This window comes from Quyinboa sediminis, from assembly GCF_042219855.1.
Lineage (GTDB): Bacteria > Bacteroidota > Bacteroidia > Bacteroidales > UBA5342 > JBHJHP01.
Window position 1 is genome coordinate 322,668 of record NZ_JBHJHP010000004.1, and the last position, 18,420, is coordinate 341,087.

Below are 18,420 nucleotides of genomic sequence, written 5' to 3' on the forward strand. Positions count from 1 at the left end.
ATCAAATATGAAACTAAAAAATATATTATTAATCGTTTTATCTGCTGCTTGTCTCTATTCTTGCGAAGACTACCTTGATGTAGAAGCCGTTTCGTCTTTCGATAGCGACTATGTATACAGCAATAAAGATGAGATATCGCGTGCTTTGAATGGTGTATATGCCCAATTACTGAACAATGACACTTATGGTAAGGCTTATCTGGAAACATTTTGCCTGAATAGTGACGTGGATATGTACATAAATTCCAATAATGTATCTACCAACGATCAATACCGTCGTTTTGACTGTACGAGTGAGGGTAGTGCAATTAACAAAGCATGGATAGCAGCTTACAGAGGTATAGAATATGCCAACAATTTTGTTTATTATCTTGAACACAGTCCGCTGTATGATGAGAATGATGTTGATATTATGCAGCAGATGGGTGAGGCTAAAGTAATGCGGGCTATGTTTTATCACGATCTGATTGTGATGTTTGGTGACATACCCTTCTCTTTAACACCAACTTCTACAAACGATAATTTTGTAATGCCGGTTGTGGATCGGGAAGAAATTCACCAACAGTTGATTGCCGACCTGGAAGCAATAGCTCCATACATGTCATTTGCAAGCGACCTCGATTATGGAGTAGAACGCGTGTCAAAAGAGTTCTGCTGGTCGATGATAGCACGTATGGCTTTAACTTGTGGCGGTTACTCACTTCATCCCGACACGGTTAATACAAATAAATACGGAACTATGCAACGTCCTGAAAACTATACAGATTATTATAAAATAACAGCTCAATACTGCGATTCTGTTATTTCTTCAGGAACACATTCGCTGGCTCTTCCCTACAACACGGTATTTATCAATGAATGTAACTATGTTGTGGTTAACAACGATGATCCAATATTTGAAATTCCATTTTCATTTAACTCAACCGGAAATATTGGTTATATACAGGGGCCTACAGGTAACAATTATGAAGGCGAAACAACAGGGTTGAATATCTGGGGTAAAAGTGGCGGAAGTGCACGTCTGAGTGCATTTTATCGCTTCCAGTTTGATACACTCGATTTACGCCGCGAATTTCTTAATGGCTTGTGGTATTACGATTATGACGGCACACCACTTATTCGCCGGGATTACACTGTGCATAACAATAAATGGTCTAAATTATGGTCTTCAAAATCAATGGGAACCAATAGCGACAGCAATACAGGTATAAACTATCCTTACATGCGTTATGCTGATGTACTTCTGATGTATGCCGAAGCATTAAACGAACTGAATGGTCCGGGTGCACAAGCCAAAGAAGCATTGCAGCAGGTTCGTGCCAGGGCATTTGATGATCAGTCGAAAGTTACCGAGTATGTTGAATCCGTATCCACAAGTAAGGCGGCTTTTCTGAAGGCGGTACTTGATGAACGCAAATGGGAGTTCGCCGGCGAAAACATGCGATGGAAAGATCTTGTACGTAATAATATGTATGCTGAAGTGTTATACTACAGTTTTCTTCGCTATTATTCCGTTGCAGAAAACTCAGCCGGTTCGTCAGACTATATTGAAAGGGTTGAAACATATGACGGGATGCCCGGTTATTTGGAATTAACACTTCCCTATAATATCTATTACAGGATTATCAGTAATCCTGGCGATGTAAATATATATCCTAATACACAATTGGATATACTTGAAATCTATAATCCATATATTGCTACACAAAGGCCTACAGATGCCATAAACCCATGGTTGACAGCTGATTTCTACGGGTGGTGGAATGAATCTGTCGGTTGTCCTACCGATCAATGTCTCTATTCATTCTTCGGATTTATACGTGGCGATGAACGGGGCAATTTATATGTTGTTGACAACGGAGCACTTACTGCAATGCCTTCGGATGCAGGTAACCTTCCGGTTGTACGTTACATCCTGCCTTATCCTAATGCTGCTATTCAACGCAGTGCGGGCGCTTATCAAAATTATTATGGTTATTTAAAGTAATCTGTTAAATTTAATTAGATGAAAAATAAATTAATTTACGGACTGTTACTCCTCTTGTTTGCATTTATGTATTCCTGCAAAGAGGAACAGATTGAAGATGCAGAGTACTCTCCTGAAAGAGAGTTTATGACAATGTTTCGCAACGACAATAATACCGGTAAGGGCGATTCGGATCCTTATCGTTGTCAGGTTGTTGATGTAAACGATGTACACCTTTACTGGTATGGTGTGATTGGAAGTGCGGGATACGAAATAAAAATGGCCCTGCAACCAAATGTTAGTTCGGGTTTAGCCGCTGATTGGGAGAATCCGGCTTATATTCTTTTGGATACAATTGTTGGTCCCGAGGTTCTGGATATCATTATTAAGGATCTTCAGTACAGCACCGATTATCGTTTTGCAATTCGTACTCTCTCAGCTAAAGGTGAGGGGTATCACTCCAAATGGTATGGTTACGGCAGTGGTCGTCAGTGGGCTGAATATCAGGGATTGGCAACTCAGGAGCGCTACAGTATTCCTGAAGTCATAGTGGTAGATAATATCACAAAAACATCTTTACGTGTTAATATCGACCGTTCACTTGCAACATCAGGCGATGATGGTACTTTTACAACGCATTTTGAAATAGATGATAACGGAAATTTCATAATGCAGATCCTTACAGTTGAGGCTTCAGCGACCAACCCCGATGCAACCGTTCCGGACGAATGGAAAAGATATGTAATAACCACAGAGGATTTTGAAACAGGTTACATAGACATTGATGGTTTGCAGGAAAACAGCGTTTATGTTATAAATGTTGAAAACATTAATATTCCCGTACACTGGGATGCAATTTACAATACCTGCGTCATTCGTATGGACGGTGAACCTGGTGAACCTATTCTTATTCCTCACTATGTTGATCCTAACGATACGATTGAAGGCGCAGTAGAATACAATGCCTGCCGTATTGATACAATTATCGATAACTACACTGCTGACGCATCCCTGGCAGAGGGAACCATTTTTTATCTGGAAGGTGGTAAAACCTACTACTTATATAACAATACAAGTTTGTGTAAGGGGATGACACTTGCCACAAAGCCGGAAGATCTGGCCGCAGGTAAACGTGCAAAAGTGTTGTTAAGCGGTATGTCTCTGGCGCCCAGTGGTATTGCTAACCAAATGAACTTTATGTTTGGTCGTCGGCCTCAATCCGGCGAATTGGGCGGTATAAACATCAAGTCACTCATATTTGAAGGAATTGATTTCGACTGCCCGTTGGCTAAGAACTATGGTGACGGATCGTCAAACGGCAACTACTTTATCAACATGTATTCAGATGGTATGGCAGTAACACTGCAATCGTTCGAAGTTCGTAATTGCACATTCCAACGTATGGTTCGCGGATTTATAAGGGTACAGGGCGTAAACCGTAAAACTTTTGAACACCTTATAGTAGAAGACTGTATCGTCTATAATTGTGGTTTCTACGACAATAATGGCCGCGGATATGCCTGGGTAGCAGGTGATGGCAGCAATGCAAAATCGAACATATTCATGGATATGGTGTTCCGTAACAACACGTTCTATGATTCGCCCCGCACCTGCTTCTTCACGGATGGTGGTAAAAACCTGGATTGGTCCGGTAACATACAGTACAAAATTACATTTGAAAATAACACGCTTGTAAACTTTAGTACACGTTCTAGTGGCCGTAAACTCTTCGATTTGCGCTACCTGCCGAGTGGAAGTTCCATTACTGTAAAGAAGAATTTGTTTATTCAAACCAAAAAAGACGAAGATACCCGTAATATGTATTTCGAAGGAATGGATATCCGCTTTATTAATGGTGCAGCACAGGAGATTACATTCGATATTGCTGATAACTACTCTTCAAGTAGCGACGAAACACAACAGGTTGACGATGGAATATTTACTTCTGCAGCATTCAGTGCAAATAAAAACAGTGCAGGTGCTTATTCACTTTACTCTCCGGGTATAATTCAGGGAGAAGATCAGCTTGTGGTAAAAGTAGGTACTGTGCCTATTTCACCTTCAGAGTTAATGAAGAGTCCTAATCCACCGATAGTGGCCGATGATCCTGATATGCATGAAATTGATAATCTTAATGGTCTGTTTTACAATAACACCGCAACGGTTCATAACCATGAAATATACACACTTGGAATTGGTGATCCAAGATGGAGACAATAGATTTCCGGCATAAATTAAAACACTGTTTTACTAACTAATATGAACAAAAGAGGCTGTCCTTTAATTTTGGACGGCCTCTTTTCATTTGCTCTGAAATGAATGTTTTTGCTTCAAAAAACACCACAATCTGTTAACCGGATTAAACAGAATAACTGAATTATCTTTTAGACATTGAAACATATTTTAACTATTATTGTTATGTGTATATAAGTATATAAAAGAGTTTGTTTACTCCATTTCTTTAAAAGCTTTCAATACCTCGCTGAAAGACACTCCAAATTGAATTTATATTCCCGCTGATTTTATTATTCGCTGCATGATAATGTTGGTAATTAGGAATTTAATTATCTATTATAAACTTATTAATACATATAATCATGAAAGCCGTATATACTCTTTTATTTTTCTTTTGCCTTAGTCTGGCAACGATTGCTCAATCAACCAAAGGTTTCTCTTTTCAGGGATATGCTCGCGGAGCCGACGGAGCTGCACTACAAAACGAACCAAATCTGGAAGTTAAGTTTACCTTGTATTCGGGCAATGAAACCAATCCCGAGTTTACGGAGGATCAAACGCTAAGCACAAATGAATTCGGGGTATTTCAGGCTGTGATTGGAGTTGTAAATACAACCGCTTTTGATGCATTGGATTTTGCCAGCTTCGATTATACCCTTAAAGTAGAGGTGAAAGACAACGGCGCTTATCAAACAGTAGCAAAAAAGATATTACTGGCAGTTCCTTATGCTAAGGCAGCTGAAAGTTCAACAAGGTCTGTTGTAGCCGATAAAGTAAAAGGGGGAAGTAACGGAGTACCTCCCGGAACTATTGTTCCGTACGCCGGAACCTCTGCACCGCAGGGATGGGTTATGTGTAATGGAGGAACCTATAATGGTAATGATGACCTATACAAAGAATTATACAACGTAATACAAACGACATATGGAGGAACCGGGGTTACCAGTTTCAAAGTTCCCGACCTGCGTGGTGTTTTCCTGCGAGGTATGGATAACGGCAGGGGGCTTGATAATGGTCGAAACTTAGGTTCTTATCAGGCCGATGAGTTTAAATCTCACACCCATCAATACCAAATGGATAACGGTGGTGCACATACGCATACTATCCAGAAACTTCCTATGGATCAGGTTCCGAATGTAAACTCAAGCATGAAGACGCTTGCTGAAACCAGTAGTAGTGATGAGGCATGGTCAACGCCTCCCGGGCCCATCCCCGGAGATGCTCTTTCATGGAACGGAGGACATATACATGGTTTAACAATTTACAATACCGGAGGTAATGAAACACGTCCTGTAAATGTTGCGGTAAATTATATCATCAAACTTTAAGCCCACAAATTATGAACAAGAAAGTCTTATTTCTTGTATTGTGGGGGTTGGTTACGCAGATTTATGCACAACCACAATATTCACCTTCAAATACAGGTAATTACACATTTAATTACCAATCAAACCAGTTAGGGATTACGGGAATGATTGGAGAAGCTTATCTGGGCAACGATACAAAATTAATTGCCAGCGACAGATCCATTTCTATTGGATTTCCTTATGATTTAAAATACACACAGGATGCATTTAATGGTGGTCTTTTTGCCTCCAAAGGATATTACAGCGATTTTGTTAAGCTGCAATGGGAATTGTACTCTATTGATTTGGTTACACAGATTAAAATTTACAGGAAAAAACTTTCTGACGGGGATGAGCTATACCGTTTGGTAGGTACCCTCTCCAGCGATGAAAGCACCTGGCAGGACGTATATGCAGAACCAGGACAGATGTATGCCTATAAGGTAATCGCTGATGGTGTGTGGGATACCGAAATTCCGGGATTAAATCGCATTGATGGCGTCGGTTTTCGTGTTACGTCAGCTACGGTAACAGGGCGTATAACTTACAAGGGAGGCAATATAGTTGAAGGTGTTAAGGTATTTGCAGAACCGGAAATTCCCAGCAAGGAGGGGGAGTATAGTTACCATTTCCCCGAAAGCATTTTGGGAAATTATGGACTGGTAAACCCGGTAACACCAGCTGACTTGTCAAATGGCGCTTCAGTTCAGGCGTGGGTGAAGCCAACATGGTTTAACAATAAGGTATATAATCCGGTATTCTCTTTAGGTACCAGTTTGTCTTTTGGATTTAAACAAAACACAGACAGCACATGGCTTTATGTAACAATGGGTGATATGGAAATGGGATCCAAACAAATCGCTGACAGCATAATGCAGGATTTTATGCAGCTTAGTTTAAGTTGGTTTGCACAGGGAGACAGTTGCCAGCTCTACCTGAACGGAAGTCTGTTTATGTCTGCAAACTTCCCGGGTAAAGAAGTGGGCCAGTCAAAATGGTTCATTGGCGGTGCCAGTAAAGGGAATACGATGTTATATTTTTCAGGTTATATGGATGAAATTAAGCTTTGGGAAAACTCCTTTAGTGCCGATGATGTATATCGTACATTCGATGCTTATGAAAATCCGAATAATTCCAACCTGGTAGGTTACTGGAAAATGAACGAAGGTGGTGGTCGTAATTTTTATGACATATCAAGATTAAACAGCAATTTTAATGAGAATCATGCTTCCATAGTTAGTGTCAACAATAATTATGATGCCAGATTTTCAACCTATGTTCCTTCGGCTTCACGACTGGGATATAAAGCTGTATCGGACGAGAATGGCAATTACGTCATCGCGGGTATTGCCTATTCATCGGGAGGCTCGTATTTCAGGGTTGTTCCATCCATGGGAATCCATCAGTTCGATCCTACCAATAAACTGCTCTATATCAGTCAGGAATCATCTGTGTTTAACAATACTGACTTTACTGACATATCCTCTTTCAGGGTAACGGGAACTGTTATGTACGCAGGAACCAGGTATCCGGTACAGGATGTATACCTGAAGGTAGATGGCGTTATCGTTTCCGATGAGAAGAAACAACCTGTACGCACAAACGGACAGGGAGAATTTGATATAGATGTACCCATTGGTGAACATTATATTTCAATAGAGAAAAACGGACATGTCTTTGAATCGGCCTACTGGCCGGCTCTGGATGAATATGGAAATACGACATATTTCGATTTTCAGGATGATGTTTATGGTGTCAGTTTTAGTGATACAACCAAACTGACACTGGTAGGTAAAATTGTTGGCGGTCCTGTTGAAGGTCAAAAAGCCACAGGATCTTTGACGGATCCAACAACCAATAACATTGGACAGGTCAAGGTTACACTTACAACAGAACGCGGTGTAGACCTGTGGAATAATGATCCAACCGTTTCATTTACCACAGATGTAAATAATGGAACCTATAAGATTGAGCTGTTGCCTGAAAAATTTATTTTACAGGGAGCCCCGACAACCATAAATCCCGGTATATCTTTTAATCGTGCAAGCGATGGATTACCCATTGATATGTCGAATAAATTCAATCTGCAATATACCATCGATTCAATTTTCAGTGACACTGTTGTTAGCGGTGAAACGAAAAAAATATTTGAAAAAGTAGATACGGTACTGGCTTATAACCATAACCGGGACTGGATATGGCGTTCTTCACCTCAAATGAAGATTACTAATAAAAATGACTCAGCTTATTGGGGCGAGAAAACGTATAATTACAATGTGAATAGGGATTCCAGCATTACAATTCCTCTTGTTCAAAGGGAAAGTGACGAGAGTTATACCTATTTACTGGGACATCCTGTTTTCTTACAACTGAACACCTATGACATAAAGATAGCCGTGGTGGAACCATACATCAATGCAGATAATAATCAGGTGTCAACGGTACCGGTTAATGACGGTACAGTTGTGATTGAAAATCAGTTTGCCAATACCAATAAACTCGATGCACTTAAGCTCAATGGAAAAGGCATTGCCATACATACCTTTATGGGTGGAATTCCTCTGGAGGCAGATCCTTATACCAAAAACATTAATTTTAAACTCAAGGTTGGTGATAATTATATTCCGGGAGCAGAAATTACCCGTGCCTGTTATGTATTAGGTGGAAAACTTGCAGGGGGCCTTAATTTCGTTACCGGTCCCGATGAAATTGATTTTATTCTGCGTGATCCTCCTGGATCAAATAGTTATTCCTATTTTAATAAGGGATTTACTGTCAGTAATACCACGGTGAGCTCGGCCGCTACCGGCACCGGCGGTGACCTTGATATCCTTTATATGATGGGGGTGGATGTTAAAACTTCCAGTGGACTTGGATTTGAAGTAATAACGGATATTGATGTTATCAATGAAATAGGTCTTTCAACCAGTCATTCGTATAAAAGAAACGATGACAATACCTTTACATCTACAAAAACATATCAGTTCAATTATTCAACCCAGAGCAATTCTTTGTTCGTGGGAGATATGGGTGATGTCTTCTTTGGACATGGTACCAACATCTATTATGGGGCTGCTACAAATATTAAAATTATCAGGGATAATACAGGCAATTATAAGGTAGGTAATAAAAAGGCACTTATAGTAGGCAAAACAGAGACAACCGATTTTATATATACCCAAAATCATATTGAAAATTATCTTATACCAAACCTGATTAATTTGCGCAATCAGTTGTTTGATAGCTTAACATATATATCACACCTTTCTCCCTCAGATGCCAGGTATGGCTTAAGCAATACTGATCCGGTATTTAATAATCAACATGTCGATACGACCTCCACAACCATCAGGGGGCCATCTTACGATTTTGTGTTCCAGGCAGGAACACCTTCCGATACTGTAAAAAATGAAGTGGAAGAGTACAATAAACTGATCAATCACTGGAAAAAGATACTGGCTAAAAATGAACTGCTTAAACTGACTGCATCAGATAATTTTAATGATAACAATGAGTATAATAATTTATCTTTTGATGCCGGAGCAAGTATAGAGTCATCAGTTACAGTTGATACGACCAAGGTATCTTCCTCGTCATTTGAATGGAATGTTGATTTTGGCGTTGCAACATCTCTAGGGATAGAGGTTAATGGATTAGGATTCAAAGTGCAGGGTAAGGAACGCATTCATAAAGGTGGTGTGGATACAAAAACCAGTTCAACATCCTTAAGTCAAACCGTTGGTTTTAAGCTTGAAGATGGAGATATTGGCGACTATTTTTCGGTGGATGTAAAGAAAGACCGAGTGTTTGGTTCCCCGGTATTTATTTTGCGTGGAGGACAATCTTCCTGTCCGGCTGAACCGGGATACAACACGAAGTTCCTGCAACCTGAGCTAAAACCGGTTTTATTAGCGGAAATTGACGAATATGTCGACAATTTGATAGGAAATTTATCCTGGGACGAAAAAATAGATTTAATGGATGGCGGCGCTCCGGTTTCCTTCGATGATATGTTCAGGGAACACAGCAGGGCTGCTGATAATGAATACAAGGATTTCTATAAGGATTATTACATGCCCGGTGTTGAAATCAGTTCCGGAACAATGCAACGGGAGTCACCGGTAATAACAGCAGAGAGACTTTTCATTTCCAATGTGCCGGAAGGCCAGCAAGCTGTATTCAGCATTTATCTTTCCAACACCAGCGATGTAGACCTTGATGCCTGGTATGGTCTCTTTGTCGATCCGGCCACCAACCCGGATGGTGCCATTCTTAAAGTAGACGGCAAAGCACTGGTGGGAGGAATTACTGTATTGGTTCCCGCAGGAAAAACAGTAACGAAAACTCTTACAGTGGAGAAAGGAAGAAGTGAGGTAAACCTGTATCAGGATCTGGATATCATAATGCATTCCCTTTGTCAATTCGATCCAACGGATGATGTACCCGATATTTCAGACACCTTGACCATAACGGCGGAATTTACAAAAAGCTGCACAGAGATTGAGATTACGAATCCACGCGATAACTGGGTCGTTAATAACAGCTTTAAAAAGGAATCCGGAAGGTATGAAATGCCCGTAAAGTTTAGTGGGTATGATCTTAACCATGGCAAGTTCACCAGCTTTATCTTCCAGTACAAATTTTCAGAAGGCAACCAGTGGAATACGGTTCAAACGTTTGTTGACGGAATGTCCGGTGAAGATACTACGGACATTGCAGGAAATCCTACCACTACCTTTATCTGGGATATGACGGATCTGCAAAACAGGAATTATGATTTGCGTGCAATAACCTATTGCTCAGATGGTTCTGTTTATGAATCAGAAATAGTTTCAGGCGTATACGACAGTAAACCTCCGAAAGTTTTTGGATCACCGCAGCCGGCGGATGCCATCCTTTCACCAAACAGTGAAATTTTGCTCCCATTTGATGAAGATATTCAGGCAGGGATTTTTGGTAAGGCCAATATTTCCCTGACTGGAATTCAGAACGGAACGGACCTGCGCGATTATGATTATGTATTACACGATGCCAGCCTGCATTTTGACGGCGTATCGCAGAATATGACTGTCCTGCAGAATATAAACCTGAACTATACACCGTTTACAGTTGAGTTTTGGGCCAAACGGGAACGAACAGGGGTGGAAGAATGCCTTATTTCCCATGGTGATGCCAACAGTGGCGGACTCTGGCTCGGGTTTAATGCAGATGATCAGCTGGTCATGAAACTGAATGGCGAGGCCTTAACTTCCCTAGCTACGTTTACCAATGTTGGCGTTTATAACCATTATGCTGTGGTATTTGATAACGGTGGCAAAGATGAATCAAACGAAATGCGAATGATCATAGCTCAGGGAGATGAAACCTTCACTCCATCCAAAAAAATAAATGTGAATTACTTTGGAAGTGCCTCGTTGATGATAGCGAATGACGGGACACATGGTTTTAAAGGAAATATACACAGTCTTCGTATCTGGAATCAGGCTTCAACCATGAGCCAGGTTACGGCACGTCGTTATACCATTTTAAACGGATATGAGAAAGGCCTGATTGGTGCCTGGGCCATGGATGATGCGTTTGGTAGTCTGGCAGAAGATAAGGCTTTCTCACGGCATGGACAGGTGAATGCGACCTGGAGCATTTTCAAGCAGGGATCTGCCCTGGCTCTGAATGGTGGCTATGCCCTTTTCAATTCTGCACAACTGGAAATGACCAATACGTCAGACTTCACAGTAGAGTTCTGGTTTAAAACAGCAAAACCATCCACAGATGAATATTTGCTTTCAAACGGAAAGGCAGATGGCTCAGACAGTTCGCCTTTAAAATGGGCTGTTGTTGCTGCATCGGACGGAACGATAAAAATCATGAACGATGGAAAAATCTTTGTGACAGATGGTACTTCCTATCTGGATAACAACTGGCATCACTTCGCACTGGTCGTAAATCGCAGAGGCAACATGACTGTTTACCTGGATGGTATAGGTAAAATCAGCGGGTCTGCTACAGAAGTGACCGGAATGGGAGGTGCCTACATCGCACTGGGAGCCCGGTATTATCTGAAAAATGCTTCTGAAAGTGCTGCAGATATGTTTTTTAACGGAGTCCTTGATGAACTGCGAATATGGAACGCTGCCCGAACACAGGTCAATATTCAGGAACTGATGAATCACTCATTGTATGGCAATGAAAAGGGACTCAAGGCTTACTTCCCGTTTGAGGATGTGACGGTTACTGACCCATCGGTTAATAATCAGACACTGGTTAATATGACAATGGATGAAAATGCCATTGCCGGGGATTGTGAACTGTTTGATGGTTCGGCATTTTCTCTGGAAACCGCAGCCATAAAGCTGGCCAGACCACTTGGCTCAATTCCGTTCGATTATACCATAAATGGCAACCAGATACTGATATCACCGAATATTGATGCATCGCGTATCGAAAATACTGTATTAAATATCAGTGTGGACGGTGTGTATGATTTATATGGAAACCGCATGGAGTCTACTGTGTCATGGACTGCTTTTGTAGATAAGAACCAGTTGGTATGGCAAAAACAGGAAATTTCACTTGAATGTGTGCCAGACAATACACCTGTATTTACTCTGACAATTGAGAATAAGGGCGGAACAACCGAATACTGGCAGTTAGAGAACCTTCCGGTTTGGCTGACAGCTGACATCACGATGGGAACGCTCGGTCCTCTTTCATCACAGGATGTTGTCTTCACGGTTAATCCGGCCATTAATGTAGGCCAATACAGCCACGATATTTATGTCAACGGAAACCTGGATTACAATGAAAGGTGTAAAATCAATCTTTCTGTTAAAGATGAAGAACCGGAATGGTCCGTGGATCCGAATGATTACGAAACCTCCATGTCCGTAATTGGAAAACTGAGTATTGCAGGAGAATTATCCATGGATGTCAATGATGTGGTTGCTGCATTTATCGATGAAAGCTGCCGGGGTTCAGCTCATGTACAGTATATCCGGGATCGTGACCTTTATTTGGTAAACCTTACCATTCATGGAAATATGAATGAAACGGGTACCGTGACCTTCAATGTCTGGGATGCCGGTACAGGCAATTTGTATACCTCAGTCACTCCGTCGTTTGCATTTAATGCGAATGGCATTATGGGTGAACCGTCAGACCCAGTCGATATTTCCACAACCAATGATGTAGGTAAGGAAATACCGATTAAAGCAGGATGGAACTGGATGTCGTTCAACCTGGCTTCTGACCAGTTGAACAGTACCAACATGTTGCTTGCCAGCATACAATCGGCTACCTATGATGAGATCAAATCGAAATTACTTTTTGATTCGTATGTTGAAGGTACCGGTTGGGACGGAACACTTACGGACAGTGGCTATGTTGTGACTCAATCCTATAAGCTGAAAAACAGTTATAAGGATACGTTAAAGGTATCCGGCATACCTGTTTCTACGGCCTCTCATCCTATCCGGATAGAAAATGGATGGAACTGGATTGGTTACACGCCACAGCATAAAATGCCTGTTGAGAGTGCGTTGAGTTATTATGAGCCTGCACACGGAGATTTGATCAAAAATCAGGTTCAGTTCAGTATGTTTGATCAGGATCTGGGTTGGATTGGAAGTCTGACATATATGAAACCCAATGAAGGTTATATGTATCACTCCGAAAATGATACTACAGGATCATTTGTATTTCCTCAGGAAACCTTATTTAAGGGTGTGGGAATACCAGAAGCATATGGATTCCCTGACGTTTCTCTTAACCATTATGAGTTCAATATGTCGGCCTTTGCCATTGCAACAGGTGATGTCAGGGTGACCAGGGAAACCGAACTCCGGGCGCTGAATCATGACGGAAACGTTGTTGGCATAGTGAATCCTGTTAATGTGCTGGATGACTGGCTTTTCCCGATAACAATTGCAGGTAATGCAGAGCAGGGTGAAGTAAGTTTCCGCCTGATAAACGGATCATCGGATGTATTAATGGCATCGGAAACCTTAAGCTATAAACCGGATGCCATTGTTGGTTCGATCAGAAATCCCCTTAAATTAACGTTTGGTGTTCATTCCGATATGTCTGTTATGGTATCACCCAATCCATTTAATGATAAAATACGGATATGGAATATTCCGGATGATGTTACAGCGGCTGCCATTTATGATATGCAGGGGCGTTTAATCAGGCAATGGGGAAATGTTCCTTCGGATCAATTGATCTGGGATGGTAAATCATCAGACGGTTCAATGGTTGAAGGAGGTGTATATGTACTTCAGCTAAGAAACAATACAGCGTTGGAAACTATAATGCTTGTAAAAAATAAATAGGATTTAAATAAATAAATGGGGCTGTCCGTAACGAAAAGGCAGTCTCATTTATTAGAATAATTATTCAAATGCGAAAAATAAGATATATTATTTTCTTCATCGTGATGCTTATGGCTGTTTGGGCTGAGGCAGAGGATGACTGGAATGTAAATCCTAACCTGTATGAATACAGTATGACCATTACAGGAATATGCATGTCAAATGATTCGTTGTATGAAGAAACACCCGACATAATTGTAGCTGCCTTTAATGCGGTAGGTGAATGTGTGGGTAAATCCACCTCCCGGTATTATTCAAGTATGGATAAATACAGGATACCTTTACTGATTTATGGAAACTCTGCCGGAGAAAAAATTTCATTTAAGGCTTATTTTCCTGAATTCAAACAGTTTATCAGGATTGTAGATTCCGTTGTGTTTGAGGTGAATGATTCAAAAGGTAATTTTAAAGACCCGATCATCTGGTCTTTATTGGAAACTCCCGATAGTAGCATTACACAGGTGGAAGATCCTTTGTTGTATCCTAATCCTGCCCGGGATGAACTGAATATTGCCATTCCGCCGGATTATATAAATGCCGGTTTTACAGTGATGAATTTAAGAGGTGCCAGGTTCATGGAAGGGAAACTGGATTCAAAGGTAAATCAGCTCAATATTGGCAACTTAACTTCTGGCTATTATATCATTAAACTTTATAATGGTGATAAGACAAAGAGCCTTAAGTTTGTCAGGGATTAAGTTTAGAGCTGTTGGAAAATTTGCAGACTGCATAGATCGGGTAGAATAGTGGTTTAATGTATTCATAAAAAAAGAGGAAATCCTTATCGAATTTCCTCTCTGTGGAGAATACGGGAGTCGAACCCGTGACCTCTTGACTGCCAGTCAAGCACTCTAGCCAACTGAGCTAATTCCCCAATAAATCTTTTTGCGGTGCAAATATATAATTTTTTGTAAAACTATTTTTTGTGTGACGTAAATTTTACAAAAATACTATTCCTCTTTCAAAGGATTTTGTATTGCCGGGGGTTGTTTCATCAGCATCTGGTTAATACTGTTGAGTTCATAATCTTCAACCAGAACTGCGTCCGGGTAGATATACGATGTGGCACTTCCACCTCCATAAGGGCCATTGCCACCAATCTGGCTGGTGTTTAAAACAACATTGTGATTGGATGTGGCAACAATGTCCTTCATGATATCGAAATCGGATACACCGGGGTTAACACCTGTAATCCGTGTTTCTTTTCCTGTTTTAACATCCACCTTAAACACATTTACAGGACAATTCAGGCTTCCGGCAATGGCAGGACGGAGAATGATGGCATAATCCAGCCCTTCATCAACAGCCATGTCAATCAGTTTTTTCCTGAGTTCAGATTTGCTCAGCGGGGCATTGCTTTTTAGAATTACATTGCTTGGGCCTACGGTTGTCGATATACTACCATCACCAATGGCGGATCGTGAGTGGCCCGTGGAGTAGGGTATGCTTTTAATTGGAATCCGGTTGGTCAGCAGGGTTTTTAATATCCCTGATTCAACGAGCGGAAGCGTGTCTTTAGGTGCGACACCTTCATTATCAATACTGTAATATCCCATTAGAGGAATGTTGTTATAACTTTTCAAAGAGGGGACATCATATACCGATATCAAATCAGATATCACCTTTTTGCCAATCCGTCTCTCCAGTGTGTTGGAGTTTTCGAGGTAGATGCCCCGGTAAGAATTGTTGACCAACTGATCGCGTGATGCAACAAGCCCGCTGCCTGTGGCGAAAAGGTCACTGAAAACGACTTCACAAACAGCCTGATTTTCGAAAAGGACAGGTCCGGAATACGTATCGTCCCAGTTTTCCATGCCGCAACGCTCCATAAGGTTGTCAGCAAAGGTGCGGATGTATGATTTCAGGGTGTCTGCCGGCGGCAGATTAGCTGTGCTTAAGGATTCCAGAGACATATCCTCACTCACCAGATCGTTGTATCTGTTGTATGCAGCACCGGTAACGGATAAGGTTATCATGCTTTCCGGAACAGCAAGACGGGTACCCTCTGAATTGATGTAGTATCTGTATACCTTTGTATTTGACATATAAACCTGTGACCCGATAATGTCAGGATAGGCAAGGAATACTTTGCTGAGTTCTTTGCTTAATTGTTCAAAGCTTACGTCTTCAGATGTCCATGAATTATCTTTAACGATGTATTCCCTTGGTTTTTCCTTTGAAAAATCCGGTGCAGGCAGATCATCCTCTGTCATATTTTGTTGCTTCATGGCTGCCACCTTGTTTTTATACGTTTCCGCAGCACTTTTATATACGTTATCCGTAGCCTTCCATAAATAACGTCTGATACCGTCGTAATCCGGATCAATTGGCATAGGCATGTATTCATTGTCCCGGTTCACTCTACCTGTATAGTCGTTGTAATTCTCATCTGTCAGTTTATAATCACCTATCATTACACGTACACCACCACTAAGGCCCCGGTCAGTAACAGACATATTCCGGCCACCCAGAGAGTAGGAATACCGTTCAACTTCAATATCGTAAACAGTATAGGCAATATAAAAAGGCTTCTCAAAATCTTTATATACCAGATTTTCCATGTTTCGGTTAAGTTCGTCACTCATGGCCTTCAGGATAACATCGTTAAAAGCAGCTTTAACTGTAATGAAGTCTGAAAAAACAAGGAAGAGGGTTAGCATTAAGATTTTACTGACCCGATGTATGTGCGTATTTCTATAGGATATTGTTTTCATGGCTGTTCCTGTTTTGCTGATTTGGGTGATGGCAAAATCACCGGTTTAGAAAAGGTTTGAGCACTGCGCTGTGTTTCCACTTTTTTAATAAAGAGCGATGGTGCTATGGTTGCAACAGGAACCGAACCTGATTCTGCACCACAAAAACCGTTAAATATGCCCGGTGTTTCACCGGCGGCGGTAATTTCAGAGAACATGGCTAGCGGTGTTCCGATAAAGTTTACACCCCTGACAAGTTCATCGGGTCTGCCATCTACATAAATACGGTAAACCTCTGTTGGGGTTACGTTAAATACATTGGGAGTGTACCTGCTGTTGTTGGTAAATCCACCCGATACGGTTTTGATGTAATAGCCATATTCCTTTTTCTGCTTCTTACACTCTTTGATCAGCTTGTTTTTTAACTTGCTGTCAGAAAGCGGTTTTACAGATTCAATGAACATATTCGACTGACGCGCTACAGGTGACTGACCTGCTGATGCTCTGCCGTGCCCATTGCTGTGCGGAAGTCCCGGAGCAGGTGTACGGTTCATAAGAAACGTTTTTAACACACCACGTTCAATCACATCTACTCGTCTTGCTTTAACCCCTTCATCGTCATATGCATAATGACCGTTAAGATAGGTGTTACTGAGATAATTCTGTGTTGGGTCGAACCATACATTAAACGTTTTAGGCAGAACCATCTTATTCAATTTGTTTTTGAACGTATTTCCATTGTTTTCGTCTTTCAGCCGGTGTCCCTCAAGCCGGTGTCCGAAAATCTCATGAAAAAATACCCCTGAAGCCATAGGAGACATAATCACAGGTCCGGCATACGGATCGGCCAGCGGCGCTTCATTTAGTTTAAGCAACATGCTTTTAACTTCCATTGCAGCTTCTGTCAATTCGGAATCAGAAGGGAGCTGATCCGGTGATTCTGCTATAAAATTACGGTGGTACGGTGTATAGTCGCCATCCTCTGATTTGATTACGCCAATCAGATTCAGCATGGCAGCGTTCTTGTTCTGAACGATCCTGCTGCCCTCTGAATTGAAAAAGTAGGTCCTTTGCTCCAGGTAATCCAGTCCGGCATTACCGGATATGATAACATCACTTTCAGCAAAAGGGCGACTGTATTTTATCAGTCGTTCTTTCCATATTTCACGTTGACCGTCCGGAAAGGGTATCTCGTTTTCCGGTTCTTTGTACACGTTGGGTGGCTCGTTGGAGAAATCGTTTTGCTTGCTGATATCCTCTGCCTTCATGGTGTTTTTTAGCTGGATGTATTCCGATTTAACGCGTTCGAAAAGATTACAGGCATTGAACCATATGGTTTGCCGTATGCCTTCGGAACTATTGGAAGGAATGACAAAAGCCAGGGTGTTTGAACTGCGTCGCCCACCTTTTAACAGGTGAGTGTTATCGAATTCATGGTTACCGTAACGCATGGATATGGTACAATACGAAATTTCATTCTGTTCATCACCGGTTAAATAACCGAACGCCGCACTGAGACTATAAGCTTTGACAACATCTACGCGATAATCCATATAATAGAGGTTGCTGTCCTTATTGCTGAATTCACGGAATTCTCTGTCGAACTCCTGTTCCAGCACCGCATATAGTTCTCCGTTAGCGGCAAAAACCGGAAGTATGGTTATACAGAGCAGCAGTAAAACAATAGGTTTTTTTATCATATGTGTTGTGTTTACAGGTGAATTGAGCGCCTTTTAACTATATAAACAGACCTGTTAAATATTTACCTTTAAAGATAATATTGTTTTTGGAAAAACAAAGAAGCCTGTGCAAGA

The 18,420-nt window shown here is 41.2% G+C and carries 7 protein-coding genes and 1 tRNA gene; 5 read left to right on the forward strand and 3 right to left on the reverse strand.

Translation table 11 applies throughout. From position 1 onward, the window contains the following. The first annotated feature begins 7 nt into the window (after positions 1–7). From ACE1EF_RS11795 to ACE1EF_RS11815, 5 genes are all read left to right on the forward strand, one after another. The gene (locus tag ACE1EF_RS11795; protein WP_375720871.1) at positions 8–1,987 is read left to right on the forward strand and encodes a RagB/SusD family nutrient uptake outer membrane protein; all 1,980 of its coding nucleotides are present in this window, start codon (positions 8–10) and stop codon (positions 1,985–1,987) included. Between the two features lie 18 nt (positions 1,988–2,005). Beyond that, a complete protein-coding gene (locus tag ACE1EF_RS11800) occupies positions 2,006–4,186 on the forward strand; it encodes a hypothetical protein (protein WP_375720872.1) in 2,181 nt (726 codons plus the stop codon). Positions 4,187–4,563: 377 nt separating this feature from the next. Continuing rightward, on the forward strand, positions 4,564–5,529 hold the full coding sequence (locus tag ACE1EF_RS11805; protein ID WP_375720873.1) for a phage tail protein: 966 nt from the start codon (positions 4,564–4,566) through the stop codon (positions 5,527–5,529). A gap of 11 nt (positions 5,530–5,540) precedes the next feature. Continuing rightward, entirely contained in the window at positions 5,541–13,874 is an 8,334-nt protein-coding gene (locus ACE1EF_RS11810) for a LamG domain-containing protein (protein ID WP_375720874.1), read from the forward strand. Between the two features lie 68 nt (positions 13,875–13,942). Further along, a complete protein-coding gene (locus tag ACE1EF_RS11815; protein WP_375720875.1) occupies positions 13,943–14,611 on the forward strand; it encodes a T9SS type A sorting domain-containing protein in 669 nt (222 codons plus the stop codon). A gap of 102 nt (positions 14,612–14,713) precedes the next feature. On the opposite strand, the gene ACE1EF_RS11820 is transcribed toward ACE1EF_RS11815, so the two are convergent. From ACE1EF_RS11820 to ACE1EF_RS11830, 3 genes are all read right to left on the reverse strand, one after another. Beyond that, a tRNA-Ala gene (locus ACE1EF_RS11820) sits at positions 14,714–14,787 on the reverse strand. Between the two features lie 76 nt (positions 14,788–14,863). Beyond that, on the reverse strand, positions 14,864–16,627 hold the full coding sequence (locus ACE1EF_RS11825; RefSeq protein ID WP_375720876.1) for a metallopeptidase TldD-related protein: 1,764 nt from the start codon (positions 16,625–16,627) through the stop codon (positions 14,864–14,866). Continuing rightward, positions 16,624–18,306 (reverse strand): TldD/PmbA family protein, encoded by a 1,683-nt coding sequence (locus tag ACE1EF_RS11830; protein ID WP_375720877.1) that lies wholly within the window; start codon positions 18,304–18,306, stop codon positions 16,624–16,626. The genes ACE1EF_RS11825 and ACE1EF_RS11830 overlap by 4 nt, the downstream gene beginning before the upstream one ends. Positions 18,307–18,420: the final 114 nt, after the last annotated feature.